Raw genomic sequence first — 12,887 nt, 5'->3', positions numbered from 1 at the left:
TACGAATGCCGCTCTTCGCGCTCATCATCATTCCATCGTTGGTGGGCGTGCTCTTAATCAGCTCGATATCTTGGCGACTATTCGGCCCTGCGGTCGAAAAGTCCTCGGAAGTCGCCCTGTCGGTCATGGAGGAAATGATTAAGACCACGGGGAGTGAAGCGTTGCGGTACCCCTTGGCAGTAGGAGATGAAGAAAGCATAAAAAGAATAGTAGCGGCAATGGCGAGCAATGACCTGGTGTTCGCCGTACAGGTAGAAGATGCCGAAGGAGACGTCGTCGCCAGGGCGCAAAACAGTAATCTGCCGATAGAGGAGGGGATTCGCCTCATTGAGTACAGGGAGAAACTGTTTATTGAAGCAGCGGTAGATGGGCTGTTCGAAGATGAGGTTGGCGATAAAACTGTCTATGTGGGCATGGCCCTCTACCAACTGTCGCCCCACGTGTTGACCAAAGAGAAGGAGCGGCTGGTTTCAGAATTTCGCGCAATGATTGTGGTGCTTCTGCTTCTCGGTCTGTTGGTGATTCTGATGGCGATGAGGATCCTGTGGAAATCTGTGTCCTCGATCACCCATGCACTGGGCCGTATCGCTGAAGGTGAATCGGGCGTAGAAGTCTCTTCTGATCCGTTCGTCTCGGAATTCGATGTGATTACGAGGGGCGTCAACCAACTGTCTACAAATCTTGATATCGCGAGGGACAGGCAGGGACGGGCAGTAACCGAGCTTGAAGAGGCAGTCGAGCGGGCGGTGCAGTCAGACAGGGAGACAAGGTCGTTCTACGAGATGGCCACTCGGGAAATCGCCAAGCCGGTCATGCAGGTGGTTGAGCTGCTAAAGTTGAACCAAAAAGGGGGCTCAGAGCAGGTCGACCCGCAGTTGATCCTGGACAACGCCGAACGCGTCAAACTCTCGGTTTTGGCCATGCTCGGCAAGCTGAGTGACGCCAGGGGGGAAGAGGTTGAAAACGAAATAGAACTGGGTGACTACTTTGACCTGTTAGAGGGCCTCTACCGGCCACGTTTCGAGGTAAAACGACTTGGTTACTTTGTGGAAGCTAAAGGGAGTGCAGAACAGGCAAAATATAAAATTGATGTGCGCACGCTGGATGTCGTACTGGAGAAGCTGCTGGAAAATTCACTTAAATTTACTCCGGAAGGCGAGGTGCGTGTCCACTGGAGGGTGATTAAACGAGAGGGGTCCGAAGACCTTCTTACCATAACGGTGCGCGACAACGGTCTCGGCATAGAGGCTGAGAACCTGGAACGGGTCTTCGAGCGATATTCCCATTTTGAGCTGGAGGAGGGTGCACATCCGGGCAGCGGGTTGGGGTTATATATTGCAAGGGAACTCATCCAGCGGCAAGGTGGGTCTCTAGAGGTGGTCAGCCAGGCAGGCGTAGGCAGTGAGTTCACGGTAGAGCTGCCCATACAGCGGGGCGGTAAGCTAATCGAAGAAAAGTATGACGTGAAGGGAAAGATCGCGCTCATCGTCGGTTCGAGTGATAACGAACGTCATGTTCTCGAAGATTACTTGTCACACTATGAAATGGTGAATCTGCATTCAGATACTGCGATCGAAGCCCTCACGGTGCTGGCAGAACACGAGGTGGATGTTCTGCTCGTAGATGAATCAATCGAGGACATTGATGTGGACGGTTTTGTACCGGAGGCTAGAAAACGCCAAGAGAACATGTATATCGTCGTCTTGTCAGAAAATGACGCAGATGAGGATGAGGACTACACCACAATTCGAAAGCCTCTCGGCAAGGCAGAGGTCATTGAGTTGCTCCGTAGAATGACGATTAAGCGCTCCAGCGGCGTGGATTACCGCTTAATAGAACGGCTAGAGGCCAAAAAGGGTAAGGGAAAAACTTAGAAGAACGACAGCGAGGCAGTGAAGAAGAGGCGATCCTGGCCGTCAACCAATGCAACATTGGGTGTAATAGAGGAAATCTCGGTGAAAGCATTAATGCCGTCAGGGTAGCGACGGTAATTAGCTTGGAGATCAAGGTGTCCTCGATCCATATCGATTCGGTGCGTCAAGGTGAAATCGAAGCGATCGTAGGAGCCCTCAGCAACGTTTGCGGCTCCATAATAGACGCCCGACAGCCAGGTCTTTGGTCCCAGAGGCAGAATGGCCCACAAGGACCCGGAATGATCGGGCCGCAAGGAGAGTTCATAAGGCGTATCGGAATCGACGTCCATATAGGTGTACGAGGCACCCCATTCAATACCGAGTTCAGTCGTGTGATGGAGACCGAGCTCGATACCCTGGGTCTGCAGTTCACCATTGTTGGTTAACTTGAAATCGACGTAGTTGAATGACTCAGAGATGAGATCGTTGTAGTCCTCATAGAAAATTTTGACGTCGGCCTGAAGTCGGTTGAACGCACTGTAGGAAAGTCCAATTTCGAAGTTCGACAGGATTTCAGGCTCAAGGTCATCCGGCGAGACAGCGACTCGGGTCAGATAACCGGCGGTCCGTTCCAGATGATCTACCACCCCGGGGTCATACTCTGTGTAATAGGTCCAGTGTCTGCTGGTCTCGTACACATCAGGCAATCGTTCGAACCGTGCATGCATGGCACGAAGCACCCAGTCCTGCTGGATAAGATAGTTTGCCGATAGCCTGTAGGAGAACGCGTCGGACGTATCGACGTTATCGGCGGTTTCCAGGGACAGTGTGCCGTTGAAAACCCATCGTGCATTTGGTGAGTACCTGAGCGTATCGGAGATATGAATTGAGTCCTGATCGACGGTGCCATTGAGGTATGTTTGTGCGGTGATACTGTTGTGCGTATAGGATATACTGAATGCGTTTTGTAGTGAGTCGCTTAAGTGTGAGACGACATACGTGTTGATTTCATACCGGTCCTCGTCGAGGTCCTGATCAGTGAGGCCGCATTTTACGTCCAACATGGAAAGCCCATAGCTTTGCAAGTAGGGGCCCAAAGCGTCGATGGTCGCTTGTTCTGCAGGTGTCGGTGTTGCCACAAGGGAATGCTCAAGCACCAGGTTCCCTGTGATCATCGCAGTAACCACGGCTAGCTGATCATCCACGTGAAAGTGAACAGAGGGCAGCTGGTCCACTTCCGAGACCCGTGGGTCAAAGGCGAAGTTATTACCGCATAGGCTGATCACCTGATCCCGGCTGAAGTTGCTGTAGTTAAGCCCAACGGTCATTTCATGTGAAATTCCGCCAGTTGATAGCCCGCCATGCAGCTTGGTGGAGATGAAGCCAGCGGTTTCATCGGCATCCGGGGCAACACGAAAATTCTCCAGGGCCACCTCAACAAAAGGGTCATCGGGGACGAGGTGTCCAAAGCCTGGCACCTGATAATTGGAATCAGCATAGGATGCCGCCACATCGAACACCCAGCCGTTAGCGAGTCGGTGTTCGACATTGACCATGAGGGAGTCAGTAGACACTTCATTGGCGTAGTTCCCCTCGAGCCCCACAGAGCCATCAAAGCCGTCGTTTTCGCGATGAAAATAACGCAGCCCTAACTGGGCGTCCCCGATCAACCAACCGCCGTTGAGAAAAACATCGCGAGTAGAGGCATCGCCGATGCGGACTGAACCGTAGAGGCCTCGGGTAGCCACTGTATCCTGAATAAGGTTGACCGTGGATGTCATGGCATTGGTGCCATATTCAGGACTGGGCCCGCGTACGACTTCAATAAAATTGAGATCCTGTAGGTCGATGGGTAATCGATACCAATGTGCACCAGCATAGCCGGGGCGGTGTAGGCGGTTAGAGTTGTAGAGCACTTCGCTGCGGCGAGGCACGTTGACATTGGCACCGTGGTAGCCGACGGAGACGTCAGAGCCGTGCGTTTCGCTGACCATCATGCCGGGTACCAGGCGCATAGCGTCAACCATCTCGGTGATACCGAGCTTACGCAATGTTGATACATCCAGGGACGTGACAGCATTGGGCGAATCGATAATCGAGGAGGCCATGCGCGTGGGGGTAATAAAGATTTGCACGCTGTCTTTGTTGCTGTCATCCACGAAAGGGTCCGGTTCGAGAGGAAAGTCCTCAATCGTGTCCGCAGCAAAAGCGCTAAAAGAGATTAACAGAGCAAAGCCGTACCAGAGGTTCTTACATATATACGCCATAAGAAAGCAATTGATTCATCGTCCCTAATTAGAATGGTCATCCATGAAATAAAGGTAGCCACAAGTGAGCATGAAAACAAGGCGCCAATAGGCAATGTGTCTTGGTCCTTGTTCAGAGGCGCGCGAACACCCAGACACCCGTGTGCATGGCGGCGCCGAAAAGTTCGGACACCACGGGGATGTAGGCACCCTGATCTGGGTTGTAACGTGCGATGATTTCTGGCGGCATGTCATAGGCCAGTGCGGCTTCATGCATATAACCGAGGTATCGTTTGGAGGGCGTTACCGGTAGCTCCAGACTGGGATCCGAAATCAGTGTTTTGGCAATCGCCGTGGAGCCGTCTTTCAGATAGACAGTAACGGTGCGTACGTTGTATGAGTCTCCCTCGCTCCCCAATACTCTTTCCAGTTCACCCGCAGGCAATCTATGAAATACACCGTAGGCCCTGCCTCCCTTTGCGGGAGCCAGGTTCGCAAACGATGGCTCGATGCTGGGAATACCATTAAGGTTAAAGGCCACTTCGTAGTCTGGCAATGAGGCCATTTCACTGGAACTACGGACAATACCTCGAACGCGTGTGAAGTAGCGATCATTCATGTTGGAACCGTAGGCGAAGTAACCCACAACGGATTCCAGATGAGGTTCGGGCGATTGTGGCGGCAGCTGGATATAGAGGTTTACGCCTAGGACGAAGCTCGCAGGAACGCCAATGCAAAGGCCGACTAGCCATTTCAGCCATGAGCGGTCGAACATACTAGATAGCGTCCAGGATAGCTAAATCGAGAAAGGCAGACGCGGTGGCCAACACGGTGTCTTCATCGGGAGCAGCACCTTTGGACGCCTTGACCGCGTAGTAGCGCGCAACGCGGATAACAACCTTGGTCCACAGAACTGCATTGTCCTGGTCCAGTGGGTCCAGGTTCTTTTCCTTCATAGCGCGTGAAACCACTGTCTGGATAAAGCCTTGCTCTGGCGGAGACAGGCCACTACGAGCCAGTTCGGCATTGACATCCAATTTGACAAGTTTGCCCGATAAGTAATCGAGGATCTCTTCCTTCGTCACATTCACCGGGTAGTTCGCTTCGATGGATGTAGCGAGAGTGGTCAGGTTGCTACGGCGCGGTTTCGTCCCCGAAAACCATTTTGTGGCGGCGAGCAGCTTAATGCCCGCCGCTTCTTCAAGCCACATGGCGCGGCCCTGACCATGCTCAGGCACCGATAGCGCATCCAGAAGGGCATTCAGCCGATCGGGGAATGCCGTGTTCTCAAGCGCCATCTGCTCCAGGTCAAGGAGCATGCTTTTGGTGATCAATTTGGTAGCCATAGGGGCGATCGGGCGTCTTGTTGTTCAATTTGCCTCCAATTTTATAACTATTGTTGACATCTTAAAATTCATTGTTATATTTCTTGAAGAATAAGTGAAACAATATATAGCATCAGAGTAAAAATATGGGACGAAGTTCACATGCAGCGGGGCAAATATCAGCCAATCCGGCTGAGTTGCCCAGCGCAATACGGACGTTTCGGGCGGTAGACGGGATGGACATTGATGATGTGCTTGCTATCTGGAGCCCCGCGCGCCTCGCTGAAATCTGTAATACCTCGACGCAGAACGTAAGTGGCTGGATCAGGGAGGGGAGGGTGCCCAGGAGCAGGGAGTACGAACTGCAGGTGAAGAGCCGGGGGAAGCTACAGGCAAGCACCTTCGATCCCGATAGGGACTACATGTCAAACCGGTACTACAAGCGGAGGACTTTCCGGTGAGTCTTACCAAAACAAGCCTGCTTGTCGTCATGGGACTCATTGTCAGTCCCCTATGGGCACAGCCAGCATCGAAGCAAGTAGAGATTATCGAAAGCAGCCGAGAATCAGTCAGTGAGCAAGCTGCGCAATGGGGGCTCACGGAGGCTCAGTGGCAAGAGTACCTGATGATCATGAGTGATCGTCGTGGGATTTGGAGTCCGGGGCTGGATCCCATCACGGCCCTTGGCGTCAGCGCCGAAACTGCTGCTGAGCGCAAGCATTATGCGGAGTTGTATGTCCGCACAGAGTTCGAAAGGACGCGCAAGGAGCTGGCTTTTCAATTGGCAGTGGATAACGCCTGGACCCGGCTCTACCCCGAAACGCCTCGAATTGGGTCGCCCTCATCGGCGAGGGTCGCTGTTCGGGGTGCCAGTCGTTATGCGTTGATTGTCACGCCGGAGTGCGATGAATGCAGTTCGCTCCTGAGTGAGCGGATTCACGAGATGCTCAGCGAAGCTACCGAGGGTGTTGATGTCCATGTGGTCGGTACAGCCGGCGACGATGATCTGTTGAGGCGATGGATATCTACGCAGCCAGCACTGATTGCTGCGTTAAAAACCGGTAGGGCGACGGTTAACCATGGTAGCCAGTTTCAGGACCTGGCCAGGTTCCCGGCGATCTATAGCAAATCGGGGAGCGGCAAGTGGACGCGCGAGTTGTAGTGGTTGCTCTGATGACACTGGTTAGCCCCGCCCAAGCGAAGGCTGTGGAACCCCTGTTCGAGGAGGTCGCGACCTACGTAGGCGTCCCGGCCCGTTTGATCTATGCCATGTCGCTTGCGGAATCGGGCATGCTCAAGGAGGGTTCGTTCGCCCCCTGGCCCTGGACATTGAACGTGGCCGGTGAGGCGCGGCGATTTGACGATCGCCAGGCCATGTTCGAGGGGTTGATGGCGGCATTAGGCACTGGCGAGATGATGATCGATGTCGGGCCCATGCAGATCAACTGGTACTGGCAGTTCGGTGAACTGGGATCGCCATGGCGAATCACTGACCCTGCAGTGAACGTCAAAATCGGCGCGCAAATACTCAAGACCCATTACGACCGTTCGGGCGACTGGTGGGAGGCCGTGGGGCGTTATCACCGACCCGCAGATGGGGCGAAGGATCGACTCATCGCAGACAAGTACCGCGGGCGCGTGAAGCACTTCTACCGCAAGACCTCGGCCAACGGAGGTGAAGCGGATGCAGCTTAACCAGTGTTCATTGTGGATAGCGCTCTTGTTCATTCCTGGGGTGACACATGCCGATTCACCCCTGCCCAGGCACCAGCCAACGGTTGTTTTTGACGGGCGCAGCACAATCTCAGCAAAGCCGTATTACCAGCGGATTGAGGCCGGAAAGGGCTCAACGCACCAGATTTCCGCGCCAAAAGAGTCCATGGTGATAGCGAGTATAGAAGACCGGCTACCCATCACACCCACTCACATACAAGTCGGTACACCCGATATGAAAGTTGTGGATGGCCTGGTCACCCCATTGTTCGTGATGGGAATGGACGATGTCTCTCTGCGCTGGTTCAAAGAGGCGGCCCCGGGACTCGAAAGCCTCGGCGCCAGAGGCATCGTCATCGAGGCTTCCAATAAGTCAGATTGGATTGATCTGAAGGATAGTGCAGCTGCAGCCGGCATCGACCTGATGTTAATGGAGGGTGACTCGCTGGCGCAGGGCTATGGTGTGCGCTTCTATCCCGTGGTCTTAGTGGGTCCGGATGTGGCCGGGCAGGGTGTGCATGAGTAATCAGCCCATAGAAGCCTTGCTGAGACCGCCGGTGGAACTGTCTTCCGTGGTCACCAACACCGCGATGGGTATCGTGGCGATCAGTGCACCACAGGTCCTCATGATGCCAGGCGGTGTCGGCTACACCGTGGGTGCGCTATGTTTGGCCAGGGCACTATGGCTCGCATCCCATTGTGTGAAGCTGAAGAAGTACCAGCGCCGCCTGCACGTATTGCCGTCATACGAGATTAATCCTGCACGTATAAAGAAGGATGAGGAGGAGCTGTTTCTCGGTAAGGGGTTCGAATGGACCGCCAAACACACCCAGCGTAGGGCTGATCTGGAACGACCGGAATATGCGCATTTCCACCATATTGGCCCAGTGCAAAGCACCGCGAGACGCCTCATCGATGGCATCGGCAACGCATTGGGTCGTTGGTCTGTTGCGCCGCTGAATACGCAGTCACTGCTGAATCCTTTTCCGCCTCGGCCCTATGTCGAGGGCAATGCTGCGCTACATGCGGTAGGTCTCTACGAGAAAGAGCGGAAAATCCACGTACGACAGTCGGAACGCGTGGCCCATACCTTTGTGGTGGGAACGACGCGTGTGGGGAAAACCCGCCTGCTTGAGGTGATAGCCACCCAGGATATCCGCAACGGCAATGTCGTGATCGTTTTCGATCCCAAGGGTGACGGCGATCTGCTCGCCAGGCTCTATACAGAGGCGAAAAGAGCGGGCAGGGAAGGGCAGTTCCAAGTGTTCCACCTGGGCTTTCCTGAGCAATCAGTGAGCTACAACCCGGTAGGCTCCTACTCACGGATAACTGAGGTGGCGACGCGTATCGCGGGGCAGCTGCCGAATGAAGGTAACTCCGCGGCGTTTCGAGAGTTCGCCTGGCGCTACGTCAACGTGATCGCCAAGGCGCTGGACGATATGTCGGAGCCGATCAACTACCAGAATCTGCTGGATTCAGGTTCTGACATCGATGGACTACTGACCCGTTACCTCGCCTATGTGGCCGACCTGGAAAGTATCGATGGCTGGGAACAGCGCGTAGAAGCGTTCGTGTCGAGTGACGCTAAGTTACCGCCGCAACTGAAAGGCCGGGATCGGACAGCCTGGGCCAGCGTCGAATGTTATCGCGATAGTGAGTTGGACAGTCAAACGGCCAATTCATTGATCAAGACTTTCGAGCACGATAAATCGCACTTCGATAAGTTGGTGGCGAGTCTCTTCCCCTTGCTGGAAAAACTGACGTCCGGTCCGGCTGCACAGCTTCTGTCGCCTTCAGACGAAGAGCTATCGGCCAATAACCGGCTGAACTGGGGCCAGGTGATCAAACGTGGCGGTATTGTGTATGTCGGTTTGGACGCACTCTCTGATCCGGATGTGGCGTCGGCAGTCGGCAACGCGATGTTTGCGGATTTGACCTCAGTCGCCGGCAGTCTCTACAAGGAGAGGCAATCGGGCGGCTCCGCGCCCAGAATTTCTGTACATGCCGATGAATTCAACGAACTCGTTGGACGGGAGTTTGTACCGCTAGCAAACAAAGCCGGTGGCGCCGGCTTCCAACTGACAGCCTATACCCAAACCCTGTCGGACATCGTTGCCAGATTCGACTCCCAGGCGCGCGCGGGACAGGTCGTCGGTAACCTGGGGACGCTGATCATGCTGCGTGTCAAAGAGCGCGCAACGGCGGAGTTATTGACGACGCGTCTGAAGGACGTGGAAATCAATCACTTGATGCTGGAATCCGGCACGACAGATAGCTCCAATCCAGAGACTGATATCCATTTTGTGTCCAACACCCGCCAGAGGATAACAAGCCAGCGTGTTCCCATGATTCACACCGGGGATCTGGACGCGCTGCCCAAGGGGCATGCCTTCGCCCTGCTGGCCGGTCGCCTCTACAAACTCAGGCTTCCCCTCTTTGACGACGACAAGGATTTGCCCACCGGCTTGCAGAGCATGGTGGACAGCATGAAAGGGGATTATGTCTCTGCCAACAATCAGGATTGGGCGCAAACCAGTCCGATTGCCCCCTGGGAGGTCGCATGAGCGAGGGCCGCCCGGTACAGAAGCCGGTAAAAAAAGAGAAGCCCGCGGTTCACGAGCGAGGGCCGTTGACGCGCCTGCTCGGCATGGTATCCGCTCTGCTCGTCGCCATGTTGATAGCGGTAGGTGTGTCGGTGGTCGTGGAATGTCTGGGGATCGCATTGGGCTGGTGGCCGAACAACCACGCCATGACGCTGCTGGTCAGGGAAAGAACCTATATCGAAGCTATCGACCAGTTTCCGATGACGGCGCTGACCCCATTGTCAGTGTCGGAACACGCGACTCGCGAGTTCGACAGCCTGTGGCGGTCTGTATTCAGCGCTAACGGCATGAATATCTACCTGGCCGCGAGCATCAACACTGTCAAGTTGGTGCTCTTGCGCCTGACGATCTGTCTGTTCGTATTGCCGGGTTTTCTTTTGGTGGCGCTGGTAGCGTTCTACGACGGCCTGGTAGCCCGCGATATCCGTAAGTACACCGGCGGCCACGAGAGCTCCTACGTTTTTCATAAAGCCAAGCGTTGGATCGTTCCCAGTTTGCTGCTGACCATCTCTATCTACCTGATGCTGCCGTTCTCGTTACGCCCAGCAGTGATTTTCGCACCATCCATGCTGTTCACCGGCTTGATGATCTATATCGCCACCAGCCGCTTCAAGAAGTTTCTATGAGGAGGACCGGATGTCATTGATGGATGCCGACCAGAATGCAGCGTTCAACGCCGCTAACTCCGGTGCCAGCTTCGATGCGGGTGAAGTGGGTGTGTTCATTATTTCCGTTGGGATCGTACTGATCCTGACCTGGTGGGCCTGGGTAGCGATTAGCAGCTACAAGGGCCTCTCGAGTCCAGGTACTTCGGTGCCGGATGCCGCCGGCAAGATCGTTCGCGCGGCTTTTATCGTGATGATGGTGATCGCCGTCATGGCACTTTGACTAGCCTTTATAGGAAACGCTTCTATGACTGAAAGAGTAATTGAGAACCTGGGGGCAGAGACCAAACCAACCGGTCCACTGCGCAATATGTACCGCAAGGTGACCGCAACGGTGGTGACCTTTGCCTTCACCACGGTGCCTGCCATGGCACAGCTGCCGACGACTGCGCCGCCGACGCGGGGAAGCACCGCCGGCAACTACATCCAGCTGATGCAGGACTATGCCTACGACATCTTTATATTCCTAGGCCTTGCTCTTGCCACACTGGCGTTTTTTGCGGTTAGCCGCAATGTCATCGGTGCCTACGGTGAGGTGCAAGATGGTAAGGGGACATGGGGTCAACTCGGTATGAATTTCGGGGCAGGCGTCCTGCTGCTGGTGTTTGTCGTCTTCCTGCTGACTGAAGCGGCTGCGATTCTTTAGGCATGGACGCACGTCGCGACATCGAGTTTATACCTGACCGGCTCAACGAGGAGCCGGTCGTATTCCTATCGATGACCAATTCTGAAATCAAGCTTTCGCTGATGATCTTCTTCGCTATCTGGACGCCTATTTGTCTTTTGGTGGGCATTGTCATTGGCAAGGCACTGCTGTCGCTCGCCTGCGTGGCAGGAATGGTGTTCTTGAGCATGTGGCTGGCCGGCAAACGCCTCCGCGTCATCAAACGCGGCAAGCCCAAGCAATACCACATGTTGGCCTTGAGTGCCTGGCTCCAGGATCACGGCTTGTCGAGCAAGGTGTTTATCCGCGAGAGCCGCACCTGGGACATACAACGTTGGAGGACCAAGTGAGCCGTTACGATAATTTACTCCACAGCAAGGACAACATGATCAAGCTGCTGCTTGGTGCCGTGCTGGTTCTGGTGCTGCTTCTGGTTCTGGCTCTGACCGGGTGGGCGAGGGCGCCGAGCTCGATTACCTTGCACTACCCGCCGGATCTGAGCACGGGGGCAGAACAACAGCTGGGGGAGATTCCCAAGGCGAACATTTACGGCTTCACCTTCTATATCTTTCAGCAACTCAATCGCTGGCCCAATGACGGCCAGGACGATTACTTCGAGCGGATTCACACGCTTAAGAACTACATGACCCCTGCGTGCTTTGAAGAGCGGCTGACCGACTACAACGCGCGTAACCGCAACAATGAACTCAATGGACGCTCCCGCGCCGTGTGGGAGATCCCCGGTCGCGGGTACAACCTGCATCGGGTGAAGGCGACCTCCAATGACAGCTGGGTGGTGGGCCTGGATCTGCATGTTCAAGAGACCTATCGGGGCGAACGGGTCAAAGACCGCCTGATTCATTTCCCCATCAGCGTGGTGTCCTATGACGTCGATCCGGAGCTCAACCCCTGGGGATTGGCACTGGACTGTTATGCCGCGGCGCCGCGGCGGATTGAAATTGCGGAGGACGAATCGGCATGAGAACGATAATAAATAGGTATGTAATTAGCATGCTGGCCGCAACACTGTTTGTCGGTATGGCGAACGCCGCCACAGTGGCCTGGCGCAAGACGCCCATCAATGTGGATCTGGTGGTCGGTGTAGAGCAGATGGTGATTCTGCCGCAAGATGGCGCGGTCGGGCTTCCGCCGGAGCTCTCCAATACCAATGTCTTTCGGACCCTAGTCACAGGCGGTACGGCCTACTGGACCGCCCTGGAGCCGTTCGACCCCAAACGCATCAAAGTGCGTCTCGATAGTGGTGAGTTCATCCTCTTCGATGTGGCCGCCCGGGTGGAGAAATCACCGCCGGCGAACATGGACCCCCTACAGTTGGTGCTGTCCGACACAGGGCCTCGTGGTGAAGCGAGCGCGGCGCGAGCGGGTGGTGCGGCGCAGAGCCCCGCAACCCTGTTTGAGCTGATCCGCTATGCGGCACAAGAACTGTACTCTCCCGCGAGGCTAGTGGCACCGGTCCCGGGTGTGCGCCCCGTACCCGTCGGTCTGCAGGGCAATCTGACAGCACTCTACGACCAGGGCAGGCATAAAGGGTTGGTGGTTCAGCCCCATAAGGCCTGGGCCGCTGATGGTCTGTATGTCACGGCGTTCATTGTCACCAATGAGCACAGCCACCGGATGATCCTGGATAACCGCAAGGTGCGCCACTCCACCAGCGCTCGGCGTAACGGTGTAGCCCCGCACTTCGTGGCCAGCACGTTTTTTGAGACCGAGCTCGAGCCGCGCGGCAGGCCTGGCAATCGGACCACCCTCTTTATCGTGACGGATCAGCCGATCCGCTCCGTCGTCCGGGGGATCTGA

At 55.2% G+C, this 12,887-nt stretch carries 14 protein-coding genes; 11 read left to right on the top strand and 3 right to left on the bottom strand.

Annotated elements, in window-relative coordinates:
• The first annotated feature begins 5 nt into the window (after positions 1–5).
• Positions 6–1,874 carry a hybrid sensor histidine kinase/response regulator gene (locus C0039_RS15310; protein ID WP_101518553.1) on the top strand — a complete coding sequence of 623 codons (1,869 nt, stop codon included), beginning with the start codon at positions 6–8 and terminating at the stop codon, positions 1,872–1,874.
• Here C0039_RS15310 and C0039_RS15305 read toward each other — a convergent pair.
• The 3 genes from C0039_RS15305 to C0039_RS15295 all read right to left on the bottom strand — a co-directional run bounded on the left by C0039_RS15305 (position 1,871) and on the right by C0039_RS15295 (position 5,445).
• Positions 1,871–4,120 carry a TonB-dependent receptor plug domain-containing protein gene (locus tag C0039_RS15305; RefSeq protein ID WP_101518552.1) on the bottom strand — a complete coding sequence of 750 codons (2,250 nt, stop codon included), beginning with the start codon at positions 4,118–4,120 and terminating at the stop codon, positions 1,871–1,873. The two genes, C0039_RS15310 and C0039_RS15305, sit on opposite strands and share 4 nt — an antisense overlap.
• Positions 4,121–4,232: 112 nt before the next feature.
• Complete coding sequence (locus tag C0039_RS15300) at positions 4,233–4,874, bottom strand: gamma-glutamylcyclotransferase family protein (protein ID WP_101518551.1); 642 nt, start codon at positions 4,872–4,874, stop codon at positions 4,233–4,235.
• Between the two features lies 1 nt (position 4,875).
• Complete coding sequence (locus tag C0039_RS15295; protein ID WP_101518550.1) at positions 4,876–5,445, bottom strand: hypothetical protein; 570 nt, start codon at positions 5,443–5,445, stop codon at positions 4,876–4,878.
• 436 nt (positions 5,446–5,881) lie between these two features.
• Here C0039_RS15295 and C0039_RS15285 point away from each other — a divergent pair, with 436 nt between their 5' ends.
• From C0039_RS15285 to C0039_RS15240, 10 genes are read left to right on the top strand one after another with little or no spacing between them, the layout of a single operon-like run.
• Positions 5,882–6,586 carry a TIGR03759 family integrating conjugative element protein gene (locus C0039_RS15285; protein ID WP_101518548.1) on the top strand — a complete coding sequence of 235 codons (705 nt, stop codon included), beginning with the start codon at positions 5,882–5,884 and terminating at the stop codon, positions 6,584–6,586.
• The gene (locus C0039_RS15280; protein ID WP_133126017.1) at positions 6,568–7,119 is read left to right on the top strand and encodes a lytic transglycosylase domain-containing protein; all 552 of its coding nucleotides are present in this window, start codon (positions 6,568–6,570) and stop codon (positions 7,117–7,119) included. Before C0039_RS15285 ends, C0039_RS15280 begins: the two co-directional genes overlap by 19 nt.
• Positions 7,109–7,663, top strand: coding sequence for a DUF2859 domain-containing protein (locus C0039_RS15275; RefSeq protein WP_101518546.1), 555 nt, complete (start codon positions 7,109–7,111; stop codon positions 7,661–7,663). Before C0039_RS15280 ends, C0039_RS15275 begins: the two co-directional genes overlap by 11 nt.
• Positions 7,656–9,701 (top strand): type IV conjugative transfer system coupling protein TraD, encoded by a 2,046-nt coding sequence (gene traD, locus C0039_RS15270; protein ID WP_101518545.1) that lies wholly within the window; start codon positions 7,656–7,658, stop codon positions 9,699–9,701. Before C0039_RS15275 ends, traD begins: the two co-directional genes overlap by 8 nt.
• Entirely contained in the window at positions 9,698–10,366 is a 669-nt protein-coding gene (locus C0039_RS15265) for an IncC plasmid conjugative DNA transfer DtrJ family protein (protein ID WP_101518544.1), read from the top strand. The genes traD and C0039_RS15265 overlap by 4 nt, the downstream gene beginning before the upstream one ends.
• 10 nt (positions 10,367–10,376) lie before the next feature.
• Complete coding sequence (locus C0039_RS15260) at positions 10,377–10,628, top strand: DUF3262 family protein (RefSeq protein WP_101518543.1); 252 nt, start codon at positions 10,377–10,379, stop codon at positions 10,626–10,628.
• 24 nt (positions 10,629–10,652) lie between these two features.
• Complete coding sequence (locus tag C0039_RS15255; protein ID WP_207796466.1) at positions 10,653–11,051, top strand: TIGR03745 family integrating conjugative element membrane protein; 399 nt, start codon at positions 10,653–10,655, stop codon at positions 11,049–11,051.
• A gap of 2 nt (positions 11,052–11,053) precedes the next feature.
• Positions 11,054–11,419, top strand: a complete 366-nt coding sequence (locus tag C0039_RS15250) for a TIGR03750 family conjugal transfer protein (RefSeq protein ID WP_101518542.1) — start codon at positions 11,054–11,056, stop codon at positions 11,417–11,419.
• Complete coding sequence (locus C0039_RS15245) at positions 11,416–12,051, top strand: PFL_4703 family integrating conjugative element protein (RefSeq protein WP_101518541.1); 636 nt, start codon at positions 11,416–11,418, stop codon at positions 12,049–12,051. Before C0039_RS15250 ends, C0039_RS15245 begins: the two co-directional genes overlap by 4 nt.
• Complete coding sequence (locus C0039_RS15240) at positions 12,048–12,887, top strand: TIGR03749 family integrating conjugative element protein (RefSeq protein WP_101518540.1); 840 nt, start codon at positions 12,048–12,050, stop codon at positions 12,885–12,887. The genes C0039_RS15245 and C0039_RS15240 overlap by 4 nt, the downstream gene beginning before the upstream one ends.

The organism is Pseudohalioglobus lutimaris (assembly GCF_002866825.1).
In the GTDB taxonomy this organism is placed as follows: Bacteria; Pseudomonadota; Gammaproteobacteria; order Pseudomonadales; family Halieaceae; genus Halioglobus; species Halioglobus lutimaris.
This window is presented reverse-complemented; position numbering and strand designations above follow the sequence as displayed.

Coding starts and splice junctions, on each gene's coding strand:
- C0039_RS15310 (WP_101518553.1), top strand. CDS start 6: ATGCCGCTCTTCGCGCTCATCATCATTCCATCGTTGGTGGGCGTGCTC.
- C0039_RS15305 (WP_101518552.1), bottom strand. CDS start 4,120: ATGGCGTATATATGTAAGAACCTCTGGTACGGCTTTGCTCTGTTAATC.
- C0039_RS15300 (WP_101518551.1), bottom strand. CDS start 4,874: ATGTTCGACCGCTCATGGCTGAAATGGCTAGTCGGCCTTTGCATTGGC.
- C0039_RS15295 (WP_101518550.1), bottom strand. CDS start 5,445: ATGGCTACCAAATTGATCACCAAAAGCATGCTCCTTGACCTGGAGCAG.
- C0039_RS15275 (WP_101518546.1), top strand. CDS start 7,109: ATGCAGCTTAACCAGTGTTCATTGTGGATAGCGCTCTTGTTCATTCCT.
- traD (WP_101518545.1), top strand. CDS start 7,656: ATGAGTAATCAGCCCATAGAAGCCTTGCTGAGACCGCCGGTGGAACTG.
- C0039_RS15265 (WP_101518544.1), top strand. CDS start 9,698: ATGAGCGAGGGCCGCCCGGTACAGAAGCCGGTAAAAAAAGAGAAGCCC.
- C0039_RS15260 (WP_101518543.1), top strand. CDS start 10,377: ATGTCATTGATGGATGCCGACCAGAATGCAGCGTTCAACGCCGCTAAC.
- C0039_RS15255 (WP_207796466.1), top strand. CDS start 10,653: ATGACTGAAAGAGTAATTGAGAACCTGGGGGCAGAGACCAAACCAACC.
- C0039_RS15250 (WP_101518542.1), top strand. CDS start 11,054: ATGGACGCACGTCGCGACATCGAGTTTATACCTGACCGGCTCAACGAG.
- C0039_RS15240 (WP_101518540.1), top strand. CDS start 12,048: ATGAGAACGATAATAAATAGGTATGTAATTAGCATGCTGGCCGCAACA.